At 63.3% G+C, this 19,813-nt stretch carries 20 protein-coding genes; 12 read left to right on the forward strand and 8 right to left on the reverse strand.

All coding sequences use genetic code 11. The features are described from left to right. The first annotated feature begins 132 nt into the window (after positions 1-132). Complete coding sequence (locus ACZYOF_RS28295) at positions 133-1,068, forward strand: LysR family transcriptional regulator (protein WP_463717848.1); 936 nt, start codon at positions 133-135, stop codon at positions 1,066-1,068. Continuing rightward, positions 1,065-1,712 (forward strand): DapH/DapD/GlmU-related protein, encoded by a 648-nt coding sequence (locus ACZYOF_RS28300; protein ID WP_463717849.1) that lies wholly within the window; start codon positions 1,065-1,067, stop codon positions 1,710-1,712. Before ACZYOF_RS28295 ends, ACZYOF_RS28300 begins: the two co-directional genes overlap by 4 nt. A gap of 47 nt (positions 1,713-1,759) precedes the next feature. On the opposite strand, the gene ACZYOF_RS28305 is transcribed toward ACZYOF_RS28300, so the two are convergent. Continuing rightward, complete coding sequence (locus tag ACZYOF_RS28305; RefSeq protein WP_130577114.1) at positions 1,760-2,263, reverse strand: hypothetical protein; 504 nt, start codon at positions 2,261-2,263, stop codon at positions 1,760-1,762. 266 nt (positions 2,264-2,529) lie between these two features. On the opposite strand from ACZYOF_RS28305, the gene ACZYOF_RS28310 reads away from it, so the two are divergent. The 7 genes from ACZYOF_RS28310 to ACZYOF_RS28340 all read left to right on the forward strand — a co-directional run bounded on the left by ACZYOF_RS28310 (position 2,530) and on the right by ACZYOF_RS28340 (position 8,886). Further along, entirely contained in the window at positions 2,530-2,700 is a 171-nt protein-coding gene (locus ACZYOF_RS28310) for a hypothetical protein (protein WP_165420963.1), read from the forward strand. Next, positions 2,693-2,932, forward strand: a complete 240-nt coding sequence (locus ACZYOF_RS28315; RefSeq protein WP_130577159.1) for a cysteine rich repeat-containing protein — start codon at positions 2,693-2,695, stop codon at positions 2,930-2,932. Before ACZYOF_RS28310 ends, ACZYOF_RS28315 begins: the two co-directional genes overlap by 8 nt. A 196-nt stretch (positions 2,933-3,128) precedes the next feature. Further along, complete coding sequence (gene hpnC, locus ACZYOF_RS28320; RefSeq protein ID WP_463717850.1) at positions 3,129-4,007, forward strand: squalene synthase HpnC; 879 nt, start codon at positions 3,129-3,131, stop codon at positions 4,005-4,007. Beyond that, complete coding sequence (hpnD, locus tag ACZYOF_RS28325; RefSeq protein WP_282529300.1) at positions 4,004-4,843, forward strand: presqualene diphosphate synthase HpnD; 840 nt, start codon at positions 4,004-4,006, stop codon at positions 4,841-4,843. Before hpnC ends, hpnD begins: the two co-directional genes overlap by 4 nt. 6 nt (positions 4,844-4,849) lie before the next feature. Next, positions 4,850-6,106 carry a hydroxysqualene dehydroxylase HpnE gene (gene hpnE, locus ACZYOF_RS28330; RefSeq protein ID WP_282529301.1) on the forward strand — a complete coding sequence of 419 codons (1,257 nt, stop codon included), beginning with the start codon at positions 4,850-4,852 and terminating at the stop codon, positions 6,104-6,106. A gap of 69 nt (positions 6,107-6,175) precedes the next feature. Next, entirely contained in the window at positions 6,176-8,137 is a 1,962-nt protein-coding gene (gene shc / locus ACZYOF_RS28335) for a squalene--hopene cyclase (RefSeq protein WP_394565809.1), read from the forward strand. Then, complete coding sequence (locus ACZYOF_RS28340) at positions 8,134-8,886, forward strand: phosphorylase (RefSeq protein ID WP_165420962.1); 753 nt, start codon at positions 8,134-8,136, stop codon at positions 8,884-8,886. Before shc ends, ACZYOF_RS28340 begins: the two co-directional genes overlap by 4 nt. Before the next feature lie 170 nt (positions 8,887-9,056). On the opposite strand, the gene hpnH is transcribed toward ACZYOF_RS28340, so the two are convergent. Continuing rightward, positions 9,057-10,217: an adenosyl-hopene transferase HpnH gene (hpnH, locus tag ACZYOF_RS28345; RefSeq protein ID WP_463717851.1), complete on the reverse strand. Its 1,161-nt coding sequence runs from the start codon at positions 10,215-10,217 to the stop codon at positions 9,057-9,059. A 34-nt stretch (positions 10,218-10,251) separates the two neighbouring features. Then, positions 10,252-11,178, reverse strand: coding sequence for a 4-hydroxy-3-methylbut-2-enyl diphosphate reductase (gene ispH, locus ACZYOF_RS28350; protein ID WP_130577157.1), 927 nt, complete (start codon positions 11,176-11,178; stop codon positions 10,252-10,254). A 442-nt stretch (positions 11,179-11,620) separates the two neighbouring features. Here ispH and hpnN point away from each other — a divergent pair, with 442 nt between their 5' ends. Next, positions 11,621-14,239 (forward strand): hopanoid transporter HpnN, encoded by a 2,619-nt coding sequence (hpnN, locus tag ACZYOF_RS28355; RefSeq protein WP_130577108.1) that lies wholly within the window; start codon positions 11,621-11,623, stop codon positions 14,237-14,239. Here hpnN and ACZYOF_RS28360 read toward each other — a convergent pair. Beyond that, on the reverse strand, positions 14,180-14,884 hold the full coding sequence (locus tag ACZYOF_RS28360) for a DUF2147 domain-containing protein (protein WP_130577107.1): 705 nt from the start codon (positions 14,882-14,884) through the stop codon (positions 14,180-14,182). The two genes, hpnN and ACZYOF_RS28360, sit on opposite strands and share 60 nt — an antisense overlap. A gap of 104 nt (positions 14,885-14,988) precedes the next feature. Here ACZYOF_RS28360 and hpnO point away from each other — a divergent pair, with 104 nt between their 5' ends. Further along, on the forward strand, positions 14,989-16,380 hold the full coding sequence (gene hpnO, locus ACZYOF_RS28365; protein WP_130577106.1) for an aminobacteriohopanetriol synthase HpnO: 1,392 nt from the start codon (positions 14,989-14,991) through the stop codon (positions 16,378-16,380). 143 nt (positions 16,381-16,523) lie between these two features. Beyond that, positions 16,524-16,928 (forward strand): GFA family protein, encoded by a 405-nt coding sequence (locus ACZYOF_RS28370; RefSeq protein ID WP_130577156.1) that lies wholly within the window; start codon positions 16,524-16,526, stop codon positions 16,926-16,928. Between the two features lie 100 nt (positions 16,929-17,028). On the opposite strand, the gene ACZYOF_RS28375 is transcribed toward ACZYOF_RS28370, so the two are convergent. The 4 genes from ACZYOF_RS28375 to ACZYOF_RS28390 all read right to left on the reverse strand — a co-directional run bounded on the left by ACZYOF_RS28375 (position 17,029) and on the right by ACZYOF_RS28390 (position 19,721). Further along, on the reverse strand, positions 17,029-17,790 hold the full coding sequence (locus ACZYOF_RS28375; protein WP_130584147.1) for an anti-sigma factor family protein: 762 nt from the start codon (positions 17,788-17,790) through the stop codon (positions 17,029-17,031). After that, the gene (locus ACZYOF_RS28380; RefSeq protein ID WP_463717859.1) at positions 17,787-18,341 is read right to left on the reverse strand and encodes a sigma-70 family RNA polymerase sigma factor; all 555 of its coding nucleotides are present in this window, start codon (positions 18,339-18,341) and stop codon (positions 17,787-17,789) included. The genes ACZYOF_RS28375 and ACZYOF_RS28380 overlap by 4 nt, the downstream gene beginning before the upstream one ends. Positions 18,342-18,432: 91 nt before the next feature. Continuing rightward, entirely contained in the window at positions 18,433-18,756 is a 324-nt protein-coding gene (locus ACZYOF_RS28385) for a cupredoxin domain-containing protein (protein ID WP_130584148.1), read from the reverse strand. A gap of 14 nt (positions 18,757-18,770) precedes the next feature. Beyond that, entirely contained in the window at positions 18,771-19,721 is a 951-nt protein-coding gene (locus ACZYOF_RS28390; RefSeq protein WP_463717852.1) for a metallophosphoesterase family protein, read from the reverse strand. Between the last annotated feature and the right edge of the window lie 92 nt (positions 19,722-19,813).

A 19,813-nucleotide genomic window follows, 5' to 3' on the forward strand; every position in this document is an offset into this window, starting at 1 on the left:
ATCAGGCTTCGTGGTAGGTTGCCTCATGGCGTAGTCTCCAGTCCGACGCTTCAACGCCGGACGATTCGAGGTTGATCACCCCGGAGCCTACGCCAACCCTAATTCCAACCAACTCCGCGACGGGACCCGGCCGTGCGGGCAAATCCTTATCAGATCAGCGCCTTCACCCAGTCGGCACGGGAAGGCAGTTTCACCCGTGCGGCGGAAAAGCTTGGCGTCACCCAATCGTCGGTGACCCAGCACGTCGCAAATCTTGAACGCACGATGGGAACCAAGCTCTTCGTACGTCGCCGCGACGGACTGGAGCTGACGCGCGCCGGTCGCGAGCTGTTTGCCGTCTCGGACAGGCTGCGCAACCTGGAGCAATTGATCGAGGAGAAAGTCGCCAACTACAGCGAGATCGCCGCGGGCCATTTGAGCGTGGTTGCCAACGCGCCGCGGCCGGCGATGCCAGTGATCGCCCGCTATGCGACCCTATTCCCGCGCGTTCAGATCGAGTTCACGCTCGTGAGCTGGACACTGGCAATGCAACGTTTGCATGAACGCGCCGTCGATGTCGCCATCGTCACCGAGCCGGTGATCGATGAGCAGCTCTATAGCCTGCCGTTGGCGAGGACGCGCTACCACGCCTATGTGCGCCGGGACCATCGATTTGCACGCCGCAAGAAGCTCTCGCTGCGCGACCTCGCGGAGGAGGCGGTGATCGTGCCCGAGGACGGGTCTCTGACGCAGCGCCTGCTGCATCAGAAATGCGGTGAACTCGGCATCACCCTGACACGCCTTGTGAAGACCACCACGTTTCCTGTCGTGAAGGAGGCGGTGCTGCATGGGATCGGCGTCGGCCTGCTGCTTGATGACAGCATGTCGGCATCGAGTGAGCTGATCGGCATTGAGATCGCCGACATGAACGAGACTTACGCGAATTATCTCCTCGCTCCGGTCGACAAGCGCGAGCTGCGCTTCGTGCGAAGTTTCATTGACGTCGCCCGGGAGGTGCTGGATATCGGAAATGAAGTTGAGGGGCGGGACCAGGTGCCGCTCTCACGAAACAGGAAAACAGCAAAATGAATGAAGCGCCGCGTCCGCGCCCGAAGATCGCCGAGACGGTCATTGAGCCGACGGTCAAGCTGCGCGAGAGCACGATCGGCAAGTGCTGCGAGATACTCGGCGATACCTCCGTCGAGTATTCGGAGCTCGGCGATTTCTCCTATCTCGGCCCTGGCTGCATGGTCGGGGATGCCGAGATCGGCCGGTTCTGTGCGATCGCCGCGCAGGTCCGGATCGGCGCACCGAACCATCCGATCGACCGTCCGTCGCTGCACCGTTTCACCTATTGCCCCGAATATTACTCCGAGACGGCCGAGCGTGATCGCGCCTTCTTCGCGGAGCGGCGGGGCGATCGGGTGGTGATCGGCAATGATGTGTGGATCGGCCACGCCGCTATCGTCCTGCCCGGTGTTACGGTAGGGGACGGCGCGGTGCTGGCGGCGGGCGCCGTGGTGACGCGCGATGTGGCGCCTTATACCATCGTCGGCGGCGTGCCGGCCCGCCAGATCCGCGAGCGGTTCAATCGCAAGATCGCGGCGCAGCTTGCACGGATCGCCTGGTGGGATTGGCCGTTCGAGACGATCATGGCGCGCCTCGGCGAATTCCAGTCGACCGACATCGAGGCCTTCTGCGCGCGCTGGGACGATGCTGCGACAGTGTCGTAGCCCGGGTTACGCTGTCGCTCACCCGGGCCACAGAATTCGCGGCCGTATTAGCCCTTCGTCAGGGTGATGTTGACGCCGCGGATCTCGCCCTTGGAGTCGATCTGCACGACCTGCCTGTTGCCGTGGGCGCGCAGGTTCAGCGTGGCGGCGAATCCGGACGCCTCGACGAACACCTCGATCTGGCCACCGCCCGCGGTGCCCTGCAGGTTGCCGAAGATGTTGCGGCTCCTCTCGCTCCAGTTGCCGGAGATGCGCTCACCCTGGCTCGTCACGTCGCTGGAGAGGTCGAACTTGTAGCTGTCGCTGGCGCAATTCAGGCTCTGCTTCAGGCCAAGCCCGGTGGCGTTGACCTTGTAGCTGGCCTTGCACCGGATCCGTTCGGTGGTGCCGTTGGAGAGCGCAACGGTGCCCGAACCGCTCCATGATCCGTCAAAGCCGGCGAATGGTCCCGACGATTGGGCGTTGCCCGTGCCGGCCGACAACATGACCACCGCGCCAATGCCGGCCGCTGTGATCGCGCGACCGAACAAGCCCAAACCAAACCGCTTCATTGTGAGTTTTCCCATCAAAAATCGACGATCTTCTTCAAGATACGCCTCGCCGCATCGAACACTTAGTGTTGATCGCGATCCCACAGGTTCAAACGACCCACCCTGCCTGTCATAGCCGGTGGAATCGAGTGAAACACGCCATTTTTGTTCGACAGAATCAAGAAGCATCTCACTTCATGTCTGTCCATCCGATATCGGCATCTGCGCTGCAACAGTCTGTAGCGAACCGTGATTGGAAAAAACTTCTTGGTTTTTCAACCGATTAGATGGCCCTTTACAGCACCGCAAATTTGGCCGCATTTAGCGGCGCTTGTCCTTTCTTCGTCGCTTTGCTACGCGGCGGCGCAAATCCCAACAAATCCATGCCGGGTTCTGCCGAAACGCAACTTCCGGAACAGGGTTTTTTGCTGTCGGAAATGAAGGAATATGATGCGTAAAGTTCTATTGGCCCTCACGCTGTTGTCGATCCCGCTTTCATCTGACGCCTTCGCCCAGCAGCAATCGCGCAGCGGCACGCCGGAGGAACAGAAGGCCTGCACCCGCGACGTTCAGAAGCACTGCCGCGCGGTGATCGATCAGGGCGATTTCACCATCCTCGCCTGCCTGAAGGAGAACCGCACCAAGATCAGCGCGGCCTGCGACCAGGTATTGAAGAGCCACGGGCAGTAACACCGTATTTTGCACGCAAAAAATTGCCGCAAGAGAGCCTGTGCCCAGTGTGTGATATTGGGCACAGGCGCCGCGCACGTTGCCCATACAGCATTGGTTTTGGTCGCGTATTCCCCTATATGGGGCACGCAATCCACCGCATGCGCGCAACTTCTGGCGCATGCGCCTTAGCCAGGGCGAATGTGGCCGGTTCCTGATGACAAGCGCGAGCGAACTGCGATCCGGGAAGACCCACCGCGACGAGAATTTTCCGGTCGCGTCGTGGATCATTCATCCGCGTCACCGCGCCCTGATCCTTTCCTTCTATAATTTCGTCCGCACCGCCGACGATATCGCCGACCATGCAACGTTGCCGGCGGACGAAAAGCTCCGCTATCTCGACCTGCTCGAGAAGGAGCTCTTGGGCGAAGGCGACACCCAAAAGGAAGCCGTCAACCTGCGCCGGGCACTCGCCGAGCGCGCGATGCCGCCACGCCACGCGCTCGACGTGCTGGTCGCGTTCCGCATGGATGTGACAAAGCTGCGGTACGAGAACTGGGACGAGGTGATTCATTACTGCCGGTACTCGGCGATGCCGGTCGGCCGCTTCATGCTCGATGTCCACGGCGAGAGTACGTCCACCTGGACTGCGTCGGATGCGCTGTGCGCGGGCTTGCAGATCAACAATCACCTGCAGGATTGCGCCAAGGACTACAAGAATCTCAACCGTATCTACCTCCCGCGCGATGCGCTGGCCGCATCCGGCGCCACCGTCGAGATGCTCGGGGAGCCGAAGTCTCCACCGCCGCTGCTGCAATGCCTGCAGGCGCTGGCGGTGCGCACCGAGACGCTGCTTGCCGAAAGCAAATCGCTCGCCGCCGAGGTGAAGGATTTGCGGTTGGGTCTGGAGATATCGGTGATCCAGGCATTCGCCGACAGGATCGTGAACATGCTGAAGGTGCGCGATCCCCTCAGCGAGCGCGTGCATCTCAGTCCGCTCGCAATGCTCGGCTCCAGCCTCGGCGGCGTCGCCGGCGAGTTGGCTCGCCGCGCCGTTGGGCGCCGGCCGGTGTCAAAAACGGCGGCCGGCGCATGAGCGTTGAGACGGCGGCGGCCAACGCAGACTATGGCACCACCGCGTCCGGCAGTTCGTTCTACGCCGCGATGCGGATCCTGCCACGCGCGCAGCGCGATGCGATGTTCCAGATTTACAGCTTTTGCCGCCAGGTCGACGACATCGCCGATTCCGACGGCCCGCGCGCCGAGCGGCTGGCCGCGTTGCAGCAATGGCGCGACGATATCGGTGCGCTGTATCAGGGCAATCCGCCGCCGCGGCTCAAGGACTATGTCGGCTCGGTCAGGTCCTTCGGCCTGAAGCGCGAGGACTTTCTTGCCATCGTCGACGGCATGGAGATGGATGTGCCGCAGGACATCCGCGCGCCCGACATGGCGACGCTCGATCTCTATTGCGACCGCGTGGCGAGCGCCGTCGGCCGGCTCTCGGTGCGGGTGTTCGGCCTGCCCGAGGACGACGGCATCCAGCTCGCGCATCATCTTGGCCGCGCGCTGCAGCTCACGAACATCCTGCGCGACGTCGATGAGGATGCCGGCCTCGGCCGGCTCTATCTGCCGCGCGAGATGCTGTTGCATGCCGGCATTACATCTGACGACCCCCAGCGGGTGATCGCCGAGCGCAACTTGCCGAGAGTGTGCCTGCCGCTGGCTGAGCGCGCGAAAAAACATTTCGAGAAGGCGGATGACATCATGACGCGTAATTCGCGGCGCGCGGTGCGCGCGCCACGGATCATGTCGAAATATTATCGCGCGATCCTCGATCTCCTGATCGCCCGGGGTTTTGCAACCCCACGCGAGCCCGTTCGCGTCGGCAAGATGCAAAAGATCGGCATTCTTCTTCGTTACGCGTTCATCTGACATCTGATGCAAAAGACCGTTCATATCATCGGCGCCGGTATTTCCGGCCTCTCGGCGGCCGTTCGGCTCGCCAAAGCGAACTACACGGTGCACGTCCACGAGGCGACGCAGCAGGCCGGCGGCCGCTGCCGCTCTTATTTCGACGCCGCCACCAATCTCACCATCGACAACGGCAATCACCTGATGCTGTCCGGCAACCGCCATGCGCTGGCCTATGCAAAGTCGATCGGCACCGAGGCCGGGCTGGTCGGGCCGGAACGCGCGAAATTTCCCTTTGTCGATCTTGCAACCGGCAAGCGCTGGGAACTCGATCTTGGCTCTTCCCGCTTGCCGCTCTGGGTGTTCGACGAAGCGCGCCGCGTCCCCGATACGGGCTTACGCGACTACCTCGCGCTGGCGCCACTCGCCTGGGCCGGCACCGACAAGCGGGTCGGCGATACCATCGCATGCAACGGCACGCTGTACGATCGTCTGGTGCAGCCGCTGTTGCTCGCCGCGCTCAATGTCGACCCGCCCGAGGGCTCCGCGGGATTGGCCGGTGCGATCGTACGCGAGACGCTGCTTGCCGGCGGCGAGTCCTGCCGGCCGCTGATTGCGCGCGACGGATTGAGCTCGGTCTTGATCGAACCCGCGGTGAAGCTGCTGCAGGAGAGGGGTTCGAGCGTGCGGTTCAGCCATGAGCTGCGGCAGTTCGGCACGGTGTCCGATCATGTCAGCGAGCTGAAATTCGGCGACGACATGATCGATCTTGCGCCTACTGACGCGGTGGTGCTCGCAGTGCCGCCGCGCGCTGCGGCATCGCTGGTGCCGGGCCTGAAGACGCCGACCAAATTCCGCGCCATCGTGAACGCGCATTTCCGCTTCGATCCGCCGCCCAATGCCGCGCCGATCCTGGGCGTGATCGGTGGCCTCGTCGAATGGTTGTTCGCGTTCCCGCAGCGGCTCTCGGTCACGATCAGCAATGGTGATCGTCTCGTCGACATGCCGCGCGAGGAACTGGCACAGGCGATCTGGCGCGATGTCTGCAAGGCCGCCGGCATTTCCGGCGAATTGCCGCCTTTGCCCGCTTGGCAGATCGTGCGCGAGCGCCGTGCCACATTCGAAGCCACGCCGGAACAGCACGCTCTGCGGCCCGGCGCGGTCACGGCCTACAAAAACCTGTTTCTCGCCGGCGATTGGACTGATACGGGATTGCCGGCAACGATCGAGGGATCGGTGCGGTCCGGTGACCGTGCCGCCGATTTGGTTCTGGCCCGGCACTGATTTGGCCAAGCACTGATCATGCTACGCGAGCCGTAGAAGCGAGCTCAATCGAAGGAGAAATCGAACAAGATGGATGCCGTCAACGATACCGCCGCCGTCGATCCGGTCGCACTGGAGAAGAGCATCTCCACGGCGACCGAGGCGCTGCTCGGCCATCGGCAATCCGACGGACATTGGGTGTTCGAACTCGAGGCCGACAGCACGATCCCGGCGGAATATGTGCTGCTGTGCCACTATCTCGGCGAGCCCGTCGACAGCGTGCTGGAGGCGAAGATCGGCAACTACCTCCGCCGCGTGCAGGGCGCCCATGGCGGCTGGCCATTGGTGCATGACGGTCCGTTCGATATGAGCGCGAGCGTGAAGGCCTATTTCGCGCTGAAGGTGATCGGCGATTCCATCGACGCGCCGCATATGGTGAAAGCGCGCGAAGCGATCCGTTCGCGCGGCGGCGCGGCGGCGAGCAACGTCTTCACCCGCTTCCTGCTGGCGCTGTTTGGCGTCGTGACCTGGCGCGCGACGCCGGTGCTGCCGGTCGAGATCATGCTGCTGCCGATGTGGTCGCCGTTCCACATCGCCAAGATCTCTTACTGGGCGCGCACCACGATGGTGCCGCTGATGGTGTTGGCCGCGCTGAAGCCGCGGGCCAAGAACCCGAAGGGCATCGGCCTCGACGAACTGTTCCTGGAGGATCCCAAGTCGGTCGGCATGCCTCCGAAGGCGCCGCATCAGAGCTGGGGCTGGTTCTTGCTCTTCCGCGGGCTCGACAGCGTGCTGCGCGTGGTCGAGCCGCTGTTTACCAAGAGGCTGCGCCAGCGCGCGATCGATGCCGCGCTCGCCTTCATCGAAGAGCGGTTGAACGGCGAAGACGGCATGGGCGCGATCTATCCGCCGATGGCCAACATCGTGATGATGTATGACGCGCTCGGCAAGGACGAGAACTATCCGCCGCGTGCCGCCACGCGGCGCGGCCTCGAGAAGCTGTTGGTGATCCGCGAGAACGAGGCCTATTGCCAGCCCTGCGTATCGCCGGTGTGGGACACTGCGCTGACGTGCCACGCGCTGCAGGAGGCCGGCGGCGAGGATACTATTGCCAAGGCCAAGCAGGGGCTCGACTGGTTGAAGCCGCGGCAGGTCCTCGATTTCAAGGGCGACTGGGCGGTGAAGGCGCCCAACGTCCGGCCGGGCGGCTGGGCGTTCCAGTACAACAACGACCATTATCCCGATCTCGACGATACCGCCGTGGTGGTCATGTCGATGGACCGGGCGCGTCGCTACAGTGGCACCAAGGAGTATGACGCGGCGATTGACCGGGCCCGCGAATGGATCGAGGGCTTGCAGAGCCGCGACGGCGGCTGGGCCGCCTTCGACGTCAACAACCTCGAATATTACCTCAACAACATTCCGTTCTCCGACCACGGCGCGTTGCTCGATCCGCCGACCGAGGACGTCACCGCGCGCTGCGTCTCGATGCTGGCTCAGCTTGGCGAGACCGAAAAGACCAGCAAAGCGGTCGCCGATGGCGTCGCCTATCTGCGCCGCACCCAGCTTGCCGAAGGTTCCTGGTTTGGCCGCTGGGGGCTGAACTACATCTACGGCACCTGGTCGGTGCTCTGCGCGCTCAACGCCGCCGGCGTCGACCATCAGGACCCGATGATTCGGAAGGCGGTCGACTGGCTGGTGTCGGTCCAGAATCAGGACGGCGGCTGGGGCGAGGACGCCGTCAGCTATCGGCTCGACTATCGGGGCTATGAGGTCGCGCCTTCGACCTCCTCGCAGACGGCATGGGCTTTGCTTGCGCTGATGGCAGCGGGAGAGGTCGAAAACCCCGCAGTTCGAGGGGGGGTGGAGTACCTAAAAAGCACACAGAGCGAAAAAGGACTCTGGGAGGAGCAGCGTTACACGGCTACAGGCTTTCCGCGTGTGTTTTACTTGCGTTATCATGGCTACTCCAAGTTCTTCCCGCTCTGGGCGCTAGCGCGGTATCGGAATTTGCGAAACACGAACAGCAGGGTGGTAGGGGTCGGAATGTGAATCTGGGGGCGGGGGCCGCCGCGACTGTGGGGAAAATGCTGGATCCGCGGCCGGTCTTGATCGTGACGGGATTAGTGCAGGAGGCTCGCATCGCGGCGGGGCCGGGCATGATCGTCATTTGTAGTTCCAGCGATCCGCAGCAACTTCGCGAGCTATTGGCGACACTCGATTCGTCATCGTTCCGCGGCGTGATCTCGTTCGGCGTGGCCGGCGGGCTCGATCCGGCATTGCGATCGGGTGACGTCGTGGTGGCGACGGAGGTGCTTTCCGGCGACACCCGATTCCTGGCCGATATGGCCTTGAACGAGGAGATGGTTGCCGGCGCCACGTTGAGGCGCCGCAAGATCGTCAGGGGTGGGCTCGCCGGGGTTGAGCAGGTGATTGCGGCCAGGGCCTGCAAGGCGGCGCTGCGCTCGGAAACCGGCGCTGCCGCCGTCGACATGGAGAGCCACATTGCCGCTGCCTACGCGGCCAAGGCGGGCATTCCGTTCGCGGCGCTCCGGGTGATCAGCGATCCCGCCCACCGCGCGCTGCCGGAATTGGCGAAGACCGCGGTCAAGCCGAACGGCGACATCGACCTGCGCAAGGTCCTGCGCGGCGTGGCGCGCAATCCGCTGACGCTGCGCTCGCTGGTCTCGACCGGAATCGACTTCAACCGCGCGCTGCGCTCCTTGCGCGGCTGCCGTGGCTTCCTGCTGGGCGGCGAGACCCTCGTCCCCGTGGAGCCGATGATTCGCTCGGCGGCATAATCACTGAGAGCCGTAGCCCGGGTGAAGCGTCAGCGTAACCCGGGACCGCTCGCAAACGCAGATACAGGCATCCCGGGTTGCGCTTCGCTCCACCCGGGCTACGAACAAAACAAAAGGCCCGACCGTCATCGACGGTCGGGCCTTTTGCTTATTCGATTGTTGCTCGCGTCTTACGCGGCAGTTGAGGCTTTCTGTGCGGGCTTCTGCTGGGCGGCGACCGCTTCGTCGCGGCGGATCTCGGAGAGCTTCTTCTGGACCTGCTCCGAGAAGATGTACTGCGCCGGACGCTGCTTCGTGAGATCGATCTCGGGGGCCATCGGACCCTTGGTGCGGATGCCGCGCATGGAGACCCACATGGCCTTCAGCGGGTTGTTGAGCGCCGCGATCGCAGCGGTCGGCTCGTAGCCGCAATGCGCCATGCAGTCGGCGCACTTCTCATACTTGCCGGTGCCGTAGGAATCCCAGTCCGTGGTCTCCATCAGCTCCTTGAAGGTCTTGGCGTAGCCTTCGCCGAGTAGATAGCAGGGCTTCTGCCAGCCGAAGATGTTGCGCGCCGGCATGCCCCAGGGCGTGCACTCGTATTCCTGGTTGCCGGCCAGGAAGTCGAGGAACAGGCCGGAATGCATGAAATTCCACTTCTTGCCCTTGCCGAGCGCAAAGACGTCCCGGAACAGCTTCTTGGTCTTGGTGCGGTTGAGGAAGTGCTCCTGGTCGGGCGCGCGCTCATAGGCGTAGCCCGGCGACATCGAGACGCCGACGCCGAGTTCGGTGGTGAAGTCGAGGAACTTTGCGATTTCCTCCGCCGGATGGCCGTCGAAGATGGTGGCATTGACATTGACGGTGAAGCCGCGCGCCTTGGCCGCCTTGATCGCGGACACCGCGCGGTCGAACACGCCCTTCTGAGACACCGCTTTGTCGTGATGGTCCTTCAGCCCATCGAGATGCACTGAGAAGAACAAATAAGGCGACGGCTCGAACAGATCGAGCTTCTTTTCCAGAAGCAGCGCGTTGGTGCAGAGCGAGACGAACTTCTTGCGCGCTACCAGGCCGCGGACGATCTCGCCGATCTCCTTGTGGATCAGCGGCTCGCCGCCGGGGATCGCTACCATCGGCGCGCCGCACTCGTCGGCCGCGTCCCAGCACTCCTGCGCGGTCATGCGGCGATTGAGGATCGCGTCGGGGTAGTCGATCTTGCCGCAGCCCACGCAGGCGAGATTGCAGCGAAACAGCGGCTCCAGCATCAGCACGAGCGGATAGCGCTTGCGGCCCAGCAGCTTCTGCCTGAGCAGATAGCCGCCGATGCGCAGTTCCTTGAAGAAGGGTATTGCCATTCTTTCTCTCTCGACTCTCACGACCAAGTTTGGGTCAGCCCGCGGTCAGTTCGGCCGGCAGGCGGAATTCGATGTTCTCTTCCCGGCCCGGCAGGACCGACACCTTGACCGGTCCGGTGCGCCGCAACGCCTCGATCACGTCGTCGACCAGCACTTCGGGCGCCGACGCGCCCGCCGTGATGCCGACGGTCTTTGCATTCTTCAGCCATTCTGGGTTGAGTTCGCTGCCATCCGCAATGAGGTAACTGGCGACGCCGGCTTCGGTGCCGATCTCGCGCAACCGATTGGAATTGGAGCTGTTGGCGGCCCCCACCACCAGGATGACATCCACCAATTTGCTCAGGTCCCTTACCGCGGATTGGCGGTTCTGTGTGGCATAGCAGATATCCCGGATGTCAGGGCCTTGAATGTCTGTAAACCGGGCCTGGAGCGCCAGAATAATCTCACGTGTGTCATCTACGCTCAGGGTGGTCTGGGTGATGTAGGCGATCGGCGTATCGGCCGACAGCGTCAGGGCGTTGACATCCTCGACGCTCTGGACCAGCAGCACGGGGCCTGGAACCTGGCCCATGGTTCCCTCGACCTCGGGGTGGCCGGCATGCCCGATCAGGATCAATGACCGGCCCTTCGACATATAGCGCTTGCCCTGATTGTGGACCTTGGTGACCAGCGGGCAGGTGGCATTGAGCACCGGCAGGCCGCGTGCGGCGGCCTCTTCCTCGACGCTGCGCGCCACGCCATGGGCGCTGAACACGGTCACCGCGTTCGCCGGAACCTCGGAAAGGTCCTCGACGAAGATCGCGCCCTTGTTCTTCAGGCTTTCGACGACGTATTTGTTATGCACGATCTCATGTCGGACATAGACCGGCGGCCCGTATTTCTCGAGCGCGCGCTCGACGATCTCGATGGCGCGCACCACGCCCGCGCAAAACCCCCGCGGCTGCGCTAGAAAAACCTCCATAGGACGCCCGTTAAGCAAATTGCACCAATCTGATCCGAAAACCCGCGCGGCCGGACATCCTGCAGCCGGCAGGTCCTGCTGCAATATCCGCACCACCAGTTCCTGCACTTAAGCCCACCCCCAAGCGCACGGAAGAAGAGCGCTTTGTGTCAAAAAATGAGCGTCTAGGAAAGCCGGATTACGGAATGGTTATCACTCGGGTCGCCGGTTTAAGGTATTAAAATACCTAAAACTGCGGCATTAATGCCCACCCCATCTCACTTGTTCGTCACTTTATTGCCCGCTGGGGCGGGATATACCGCGCCCAACGCCGTTCCGGCCCGTTTCGACGCTTCTTCGTGAACCAGCGGTCGGGCGGTCAAAACAACATTAGATCGGCCCTGGGAACTCCGCTAGATAGCGGGCGTTTTCGGCGTGCTTCCTGTGATCAGAAAGAAATGAAGTGCTGACACGTATTGTTGTCTCGATTGTTAAGGCGTGCACGCGGTTTGCCATCCCTGTCGTCGTCCTCTCGCTGATATCAGCGGTCGCGGCGGGCTATTACGCGGCGCGCAACTTCACCATCAATACCGACATCAATACGCTGATCTCGCCCAACCTGGACTGGCGCCAGCGCGACATCCAGTTCGAGCAAGCCTTCGACCGCGAGCGCCTGATTCTTGCCGTCGTGGAGGCGCCGACGCCGGAGCTCACGGGCCTTGCCGCCAAGGCGCTGGCCGAGAAGCTCACCGGTGACACCGAGCATTTCGAATCGGTCACGCCGCTCGGCTCCGGCGAATTCTTCGAGAAGAACGGGCTTCTGTTCCTGCCGACCGAGGAGGTCGCCCAGGTTACCGGCGAGCTCGAATCCGCCGCACCCCTGATCGAGATCATGGCCGGCGATCCCTCGATCCGCGGCCTCACCGGTGCGCTGGAGACGGGTCTTGCCGGCATCAAGCGCGGGCAGGCCAAGCTCGAGAACGCCGCTCGGCCCTTCAACCTGATCTCGCAGACGGTCGAGGATGTCCTCAGCAACAAGGGCAATCCGACCTTCTCCTGGCGCGAGCTCACCAGCGACAAGCCGCTGACCGATTCGGACAAGCGCGCCTTCATCGAATTCAAGCCGGTGCTCGACTATCAGGCGCTGGAGCCCGGTAAGGCGGCCACCGATGCGATCCGGCAGGCGGCCGCAGACCTGAAATTCGCAAGCGAATATGGCGCGCGCGTCCGCCTCACCGGACCGGTGCCGATCGCCAACGAGGAATATGCCACCGTCCAGGACGGCGCCGTCGTCAACGGCATCGGCACTGTGCTGATCGTGCTGGTGATCCTGTGGCTCGCGCTGCATTCGGCCAAGATCATCTTCGCCGTGTTCCTGAACCTGTTCATCGGGCTTGCGATCACCACCGCCGTCGGGTTGATGATGGTCGGCTCGCTCAATTTGTTGTCGATCGCCTTTGCCGTGCTGTTCGTAGGCTTAGGCGTCGATTTCGGTATCCAGTTCAGCGTCCGCTACCGTTCCGAACGCTTCAAGAACGACAACCTGACGCTGGCGCTGGAGAATGCGGCACGCCGCTCGGCGGTGCCGCTCTCGCTTGCGGCGATGGCGACCGCCGCGGGCTTCCTGTGCTTCCTGCCGACCGACTACAAGGGCATTTCCGAGCTCGGCAAGATCGCCGGCGCCGGCATGCTGATCGCGTTCCTCACCAGCATCACCACGCTGCCGGCGCTCCTGGACCTGCTCAATCCGCCCGGCGAGAAGGAGCCGGTCGGATACGCGTTCCTCGCGCCCGTCGACCACTTCCTGGAGAAGCATCGCGTCGCGATCATCATCAGCACACTCGCGCTCGTGATCGCCGGCCTGCCGCTGCTCTACTACATGAAGTTCGACTTCAACCCGATCAACCTGCGCAACTCGCAGGTCGAATCGATCGCGACGTTCCTCGATTTGAGGCGCGACCCGAACACCGGCGCCAATGCGATCAACGTGATGACGCATTCGGAAGCCGACGCCAGGAAGATCGAGGAGAGGCTGGAAAAGCTGCCGGAAGTGTTGAGCGTCCGCTCGCTCGACAGCTTCGTGCCGACCGATCAGCCGGCCAAGCTGAAGCTGATCGCGCAGGCGGCGAAGATGCTCAACCCGGCGCTCAATCCGGATTCGATCGATGCGCCGCCGACCGACCAGGAGAATGTCGAGTCCCTGAAGAGCTCGGCCGACAACCTCCGCAAGACCGCCGGCGACATCAAGAATGCGGGCGCGGTGGCTGCACGCCGGCTTGCGGATGCGCTGACCAAGCTGGCCGATTCGAATCAGGCGACGCGCGACAAGGCGCAGAACGTCTTCGTTTCGCCACTCAAGGTGGTGCTCGACCAGCTCAGGGACATGCTGCAGGCCCAGACCGTCACTTTGAAGTCGCTGCCGGAGGAGCTGGTACGTGAATGGAAGGCCAAGGACGGGCTGATACGGGTCGAGGTCCTGCCGAAGGGTGATCCGAACGACAATGACACGCTGCGCAAGTTCGCGGCCGCCGTGCTCGCGGCCGAGCCGACGGCGATCGGCGGCCCGGTCTCGATCCTGAAGTCCGGCGATACCGTGGTGAAGGCGTTCATCCACGCCGGCATCTGGTCGCTGATCGTGATCAGCCTGCTGCTCTGGCTGACGCTGCGGCGTATCGCCGACGTGCTGATGACGATCGTGCCGCTTCTGGTCGCGGGCGCCGTGACGCTGGAAATCTGCGTGCTGATCGGGCTGCCGCTCAACTTCGCCAATATCGTCGCGCTGCCGCTGTTGCTCGGCGTCGGCGTCGCCTTCAAGATCTACTACGTCACTGCCTGGCGTCAGGGCAGAACGAATCTGCTGCAATCGAGCCTGACGCGGGCAATCTTTTTCAGCGCGCTGACCACGGCAACCGCGTTCGGCAGCCTGTGGCTTTCAAGTCATCCAGGAACCGCGAGCATGGGTAAATTGCTCGCGCTCTCGCTGGTCACGACTCTCGCCGCGGTGCTGCTCTTCCAGCCGGCATTAATGGGTAAACCGCGCGACGTCCGGAAGGACGCAGATATCGCCGACGACGTCACCTGATGGGGCGGCGGCTGGGGCGGCTGCTGCCTGCTTCTGGCCCGTCTGCTGTTTGGACGACGCGGCCGGCGCGGTGGCGGGAGCCGAGCTTACCGAGCCCGTGGTCTTGGGCGGCGTCTGAGCGGCTGACTGCGCTGCCCCTTTGGGTGCGGGTGCGGCGCCCTTGGCCATGCTGTTGGCAGGGGGCGTGCTGTTGGCGGCGCTGGAGGCAATCGGAGGCCCAACGCGGGTCCAGGTCTCGCCGCCGCAGAGAAAGCCCAGCACGCAGCCTTGAATCTCGAGCTTGTCAGAACCAATTGGCTTGATCGTAGAGCTGTAGAGCTGACCGTCCTTGGCATTATAGACTTGGCCCTCCCACGCATCCGTGCCCGCCTTCTTCTTCATGTCGATCAGGATCGGCATGCCGAGCGTGGGCCGGCTTTGCTTCGCGGCGTCCGGATTCTGCGTATCCTTGCCGCCGGGGGTCTTCTCCCAGGCGACTGCGCCCCAGAGGCTGCCGTTGCATTGTGCGACCCGGATATGGGCGACACCGTCAGCCACGCGCCAGTCGCCGGTCGGATCCGCGGCCAGCGCTGGGACCATTGTGCTCGCCAAAACAAATCCCGAGTATGCTATGGTGCGCGCGAGCTTGGGTGGGCAGTGCAACATGGTCTTACCTGTGCTTAAGTGTACAAGGGCCAAAGCTTGGGGGCAAAACGCCGCATTCGGCGTTTTGAGTTGACGAAATGACCATCAACCGACGTATGTAGCCGATGCTAAGCTCAAATCTAGACGTTTCCGAGATGTTTGTGGAGCGCCAGGCGCAGCGCAGTTCCCTGCACGCGCGCTACTTGAACGAGCAGCTCGTGCGCGTGCTCAAAACCATCGGCTATGACGTCGGCTTTCAAAAAGGGCAAGGCCAATATCTCTTCGATCGTGAGGGGGCACGGTATCTCGACCTACTCAGCGGATTTGGCGTTTTTGCGATCGGCCGCAACCACCCGGCGCTGCGCCAGGCCTTGAAGAGCGTGCTGGATGCCGATCTGCCCAACCTCGTGCAGCTCGATGTGTCCACGCTCGCCGGCATCCTGGCCGAGCGCCTCCTCGAATATGTGCCATATCTGGACAAGGTATTCTTTTCCAATTCGGGCGCCGAGACGGTAGAAGCCGCCATCAAGTTCGCGCGTGGCGCGACCGGGCGGCCCGGCATCGTGTCCTGCTCGCATTCGTTTCACGGATTGTCCTATGGCGCGCTGTCGCTGATGGACGATGCGAACTTCCGCTCCGGCTTCGAGCCGCTATTGCCCGGCTGCACCCAGATTCCGTTCAACGATCTTGCCGCGCTCGAGCAGGCGCTGTCGTCGCGCCAGGTCGCGGCCTTCATCGTCGAACCGATCCAGGGCAAGGGCGTCAACATGCCCTCGGACGAATTCCTGCCCGGTGCTGCGGCGTTGTGCCGGAAATATGGCACGCTGTTCGTCGCCGACGAGATTCAGACCGGCATCGGCCGCACCGGCAAATTCCTCGCCGTCGAGCACTGGAATGTCGAGCCCGACATGGTGCTGCTGGCGAAAGCGCTGTCCGGCGGTCATGTCCCGGTCGGCGCGCTGCTGACGCGCAAGAGCATCTTCGACAAGATCTTCAACCAGATGGATCGCGCCGTCGTGCACGGCTCGACATTCTCGAAGAACGATCTGGCGATGGCCGCCGGCATCGCAACGCTCGACGTCATCAAGGCCGAGAAGCTGGTTGAGCTGGCCGCCAAGCGCGGCGCCGAGCTCCGCCTCGCGCTGACGCGCATGGTGCCAGGCTACGAGCTGATGAAGGAAGTCCGCGGCAAGGGATTGATGATCGGCATCGAGTTCGGCCCGCCGAAGTCGCTGCGCCTGCGCGCATCCTGGAACGTGCTGGAGACCGCGAACAAAGGCCTGTTCTGCCAGCTCATCACCGTGCCGCTGTTCAAGGACCACAAGATCCTGACCCAGGTCGCCGGCCACGGCCTCCACACCATCAAGCTCCTGCCGCCGCTCGTCCTCACCGAGGACGACTGCACCTGGATCGAAAAGGCTTTCGACACCGTGATCGCCGGCAGCCACAAGGTCCCCGGCGCGATCTGGTCGCTCGGCAAGACGCTGGTCGACAACGCGGTGCGCAAGTCGGCCTGATTAATTCTGCGGCTTCCTTAGCCCGGATGAAGCGAAGCGTAATCCGGGATCATGGTCGTTCGCGAACCGGTTCTCGGATTACGCTGCGCTCCATCCGGGCTACAATGCTAAATCACTCTGTCAACGACCTGGGAGCAGATGAAATGCACATTGCAGGCGGTTGTCATTGCGGAGCCATCCGCTACGAGGTTGAAGGCGAAGCCCTTACGCACGCGCTCTGCCACTGCACGGATTGCCGACGTCACGCTGGCGCGCCGATGGTCGCCTGGACGATGTATCCCGCCGCTGCCGTCAAGGTGACCCAAGGGCAGCCCAAGGTCTACGAATCATCCGAGCACGGCCGCCGGCATTTTTGCGCGAATTGCGGCACCGGTCTTTTTTACGTCAATGAGCAGATGCTGCCCGGGATCATTGATATCCAGAGCGGAACCTATGATGATCCTGACGTCGTTCCGCCAATGATCCATGTCCAGGTCGCCGAGCGGATCCAATGGATGGAACGCGCGCACGAGCTGCCCGTATTCGACCGATATCCGCCGCAGCAATAGCAGCACCACGAGGATCCCGTAGCCCGGATGAGCGAAGCGCAATCCGGGAACAATGTCGCAAGCGGCGGCAAACCCCGGATTACGCTTCGCTCCATCCGGGCTACGAAGCTGGAGTCCGCATCGCCGTCTCGAACTTCTCGCCGAACTCGGCAAGCTCGTCGGCGGCGAGGTCGCTGACGGCCCAGAAGTTCAGGCCGTGATCGCTCCAGTGGCGGATGTTGAAGCCCTGCCGCTGGCTCGTCCTGGCGCCGTGGCGCTCGGTGTCTGATGTCTGCGCGACGAACAGGTTGATGACGTGCTGGCGCCTTCGATAGACCACGGCGCCGATCGGGCGGGCGTCGACATAGTCGAGGCGTCCGCCGATCAGGGTGAAGCCCAGGGCGGTGAGGTCGATCACGGGCGGGGCGACATCGAGCCTGCCGTTGAACCACGGCTTGACCGTGTGCTGGTCGGTGGAAAGCACGTCGGTGAGATGGCCGGCCTGCAGCGAGCGCAGGTGCGCCGAGACCAGTTCCGACTGGACGCGTGTGTCATCGTCATTGCGCAGGATGACGGCGACGAGCCCGGTCGCAGCCATCGCGGAGACCGCCGATCCCAGCGCGAAGCCGCGCAGCACCGCGCGGCGGCTTGGCGCGGCCTTCGGCTGCGGCAGCGCGGCCTCGATGCGCCGTCGCAGCTCGGGCGGCGCAGTGTAGCTTGCACCCTTTTCCGCGATCATGCGGCTCATCGCGCGATAGTCTTTCGCCAGCTCCGTGCAGCGCGGGCAGCCTGCGATGTGGTCCTCGACCTCGCGCGCATGTCCCGCGTCGAGCTCGCCGTCGATCAGCGCCTGAAGCAGCACCTCGGCTTCCTCGCAGGTCATTTTGCTTGCTCCTGTTCCGCGAGCCACGCCGAGCGCAGCATCGCGCGGGCGCGGGCAAGTCGCGACATCACGGTGCCGACGGGGACGGCCGCAACATCGGCGATCTCGCGGTACGAAAGGTTCTGGATTTCCCGGAGCACGAAGGTCTCGCGAAACGGTTCGGCAAGCGCCGCGATCAGCCGGCGAATTGCCGCGGAATCCTTCTCGCGCAGCATCTGCGTCTCCGGCGTCTCCTGCGCCTCATGCCAGAGCGGGGTTGCCTCCGCACTGTCGGCGACATCCTCGATCGCGCCGGTCTTAATGCCCGCGCGGCGCGCATATTCGGCACGGCAGACGTTGCGCAGGATCGCGAACAGCCATGGTTTCATCGCCGGTCCGCGATAGCTGTCGAAATGCTTGTAGGCGCGCAGGAAACATTCCTGCACCGCATCCTCGGCATCGCTGGCGTCCCGCAGGAGATAGCGTGCCAGTGTATAGGCATCGTCGAGATAAGGCAGGGCGGCCTCGCGAAAGCGCCGCGCCTTCTCGGGATTGTCCTCCGACGCTTTCATCGCCTCATGCCCGGTTTGTGCGGCGAATGTCTTGGCCCGGCCGGCGTCGATCCGCCGGCCGGGCAGGGTTGCGCTGGCAGAGATTGTCAACTTACTCGACCATGATCATGCCTGTCATGTGCGGGTGCAGCGAACAAAAATATTTGTACTCGCCGGCCTCCGTGAAGGTGAATGAAAAGCTGCCGTCGGTGTCCATGGGTTTCGACCTGAATTTTCCTGCGCACACCACCGTGTGCGGAATGTCGTCGCGATTGGTCCAGGTGACGGTCGTGCCGACCTTCACGTCGAGCTGCGCGGGCTGGAAAACGAAATTGTCGATATGCACTTCCATATCGGCGGCACGCGCAGCGCTGGCGGGGAGCAGCATGGCCGCGGCGACGGCGATGCCGAAGTCACGGCGATTGATGGTGCTCATGAACCTGTCCCTCTTCAGCCCTGCAGCGGCGTGTCGATGATGGCGAGGCGCTCCTGCCCCTGCTTGAAGTTGACGCTGGCGATGCCGAGCACGCTGCGCAGCTTGGCATCCTCGACCTTCATCGGGCCCGGTGAGGGCGCAGTGCCAGGCGCCGGCTGCGGAAAGGCGGTCGAGCGCGCGGTGTGGAAGGTGACGTTGCCTTCGACCTTCTGCATTACCTGGTGAATGTGCCCGTTCAGCACGGTCACCGAGCCGAAACCCTTCACATATTCCAGTGCGCGTGCGCCGTCCTCGGTACCCCAGCCCCAGGTCGGATAGACGGTCCATAGCGGGATGTGGGCGAACAGCACGATCGGGGTCGATTTCGAGCGGCCCTTCAGATCGTCCTCGAGCCATTCGAGCTGCTCGGCGCCGAGATTGCCCAGGCCTCCGGCCTTGAGGTCGACGACGTTGACGAGGCCGACGAAGTGCACGCCGCCGGCGTCGAACGAATACCAGCCGGCGCCCCTGGTGCCGCGGCCGTAGCGCTCCTTGTAGAGCTTGACTTCCTCGTCGATCAGATCGTGCTCGCCCGGCACGTAATGCACGTCGAGCTTGGCCTGCGAGATGACGCGCTCGGCATTGTCGAACTCGGCGGCCTTCGACAGATGCGTGATATCGCCGGTGTGGATCATGAAGGAGGGTTTCGCGGGCATGGCGTTGATCTTGCCGATCGCTTCTTCCAGCGTGCCAAGCGCGTTCGGATTGGCGGCCTTGTCGAAGCCGACATGGCTGTCGCTGATCTGCAGGAAGGTCATGCCAGAGGCCTCGGCCGCTTGCGCCGAGCCGACCGTGCCGAGCGAGCGCGGCACGCCGCCCGCCACTGTCCAGAGCACGCCGGTGCCCGCCCAGGTCATGCACTCCAGCACCCGGCGGCGGCTGACGCCGCGCTCTTCATCCCTGTGGTCGTGATCGAACTCGCTCATCGCAGTTCTCCATGCGCCCGTGATTGGGCCAGCGGAGACGTGATCGGGCGAGGGGAGGGGTTATTCCTGGCGGCGAAGCTCCATTGGCGCGA

The organism is Bradyrhizobium sp. LeoA1Lang (assembly GCF_055413685.1).

Excerpts from the sequence above, each read along its gene's own strand:
- ACZYOF_RS28300 (WP_463717849.1), top strand. The coding sequence starts at position 1,065 with ATGAATGAAGCGCCGCGTCCGCGCCCGAAGATCGCCGAGACGGTCATT.
- ACZYOF_RS28305 (WP_130577114.1), bottom strand. The coding sequence starts at position 2,263 with ATGAAGCGGTTTGGTTTGGGCTTGTTCGGTCGCGCGATCACAGCGGCC.
- ACZYOF_RS28310 (WP_165420963.1), top strand. The coding sequence starts at position 2,530 with ATGGCCCTTTACAGCACCGCAAATTTGGCCGCATTTAGCGGCGCTTGT.
- ACZYOF_RS28315 (WP_130577159.1), top strand. The coding sequence starts at position 2,693 with ATGCGTAAAGTTCTATTGGCCCTCACGCTGTTGTCGATCCCGCTTTCA.
- hpnC (WP_463717850.1), top strand. The coding sequence starts at position 3,129 with ATGACAAGCGCGAGCGAACTGCGATCCGGGAAGACCCACCGCGACGAG.
- hpnD (WP_282529300.1), top strand. The coding sequence starts at position 4,004 with ATGAGCGTTGAGACGGCGGCGGCCAACGCAGACTATGGCACCACCGCG.
- hpnE (WP_282529301.1), top strand. The coding sequence starts at position 4,850 with ATGCAAAAGACCGTTCATATCATCGGCGCCGGTATTTCCGGCCTCTCG.
- shc (WP_394565809.1), top strand. The coding sequence starts at position 6,176 with ATGGATGCCGTCAACGATACCGCCGCCGTCGATCCGGTCGCACTGGAG.
- hpnH (WP_463717851.1), bottom strand. The coding sequence starts at position 10,217 with ATGGCAATACCCTTCTTCAAGGAACTGCGCATCGGCGGCTATCTGCTC.
- ispH (WP_130577157.1), bottom strand. The coding sequence starts at position 11,178 with ATGGAGGTTTTTCTAGCGCAGCCGCGGGGGTTTTGCGCGGGCGTGGTG.
- ACZYOF_RS28360 (WP_130577107.1), bottom strand. The coding sequence starts at position 14,884 with ATGTTGCACTGCCCACCCAAGCTCGCGCGCACCATAGCATACTCGGGA.
- hpnO (WP_130577106.1), top strand. The coding sequence starts at position 14,989 with ATGCTAAGCTCAAATCTAGACGTTTCCGAGATGTTTGTGGAGCGCCAG.
- ACZYOF_RS28370 (WP_130577156.1), top strand. The coding sequence starts at position 16,524 with ATGCACATTGCAGGCGGTTGTCATTGCGGAGCCATCCGCTACGAGGTT.
- ACZYOF_RS28375 (WP_130584147.1), bottom strand. The coding sequence starts at position 17,790 with ATGACCTGCGAGGAAGCCGAGGTGCTGCTTCAGGCGCTGATCGACGGC.
- ACZYOF_RS28380 (WP_463717859.1), bottom strand. The coding sequence starts at position 18,341 with ATGAAAGCGTCGGAGGACAATCCCGAGAAGGCGCGGCGCTTTCGCGAG.
- ACZYOF_RS28385 (WP_130584148.1), bottom strand. The coding sequence starts at position 18,756 with ATGAGCACCATCAATCGCCGTGACTTCGGCATCGCCGTCGCCGCGGCC.
- ACZYOF_RS28390 (WP_463717852.1), bottom strand. The coding sequence starts at position 19,721 with ATGAGCGAGTTCGATCACGACCACAGGGATGAAGAGCGCGGCGTCAGC.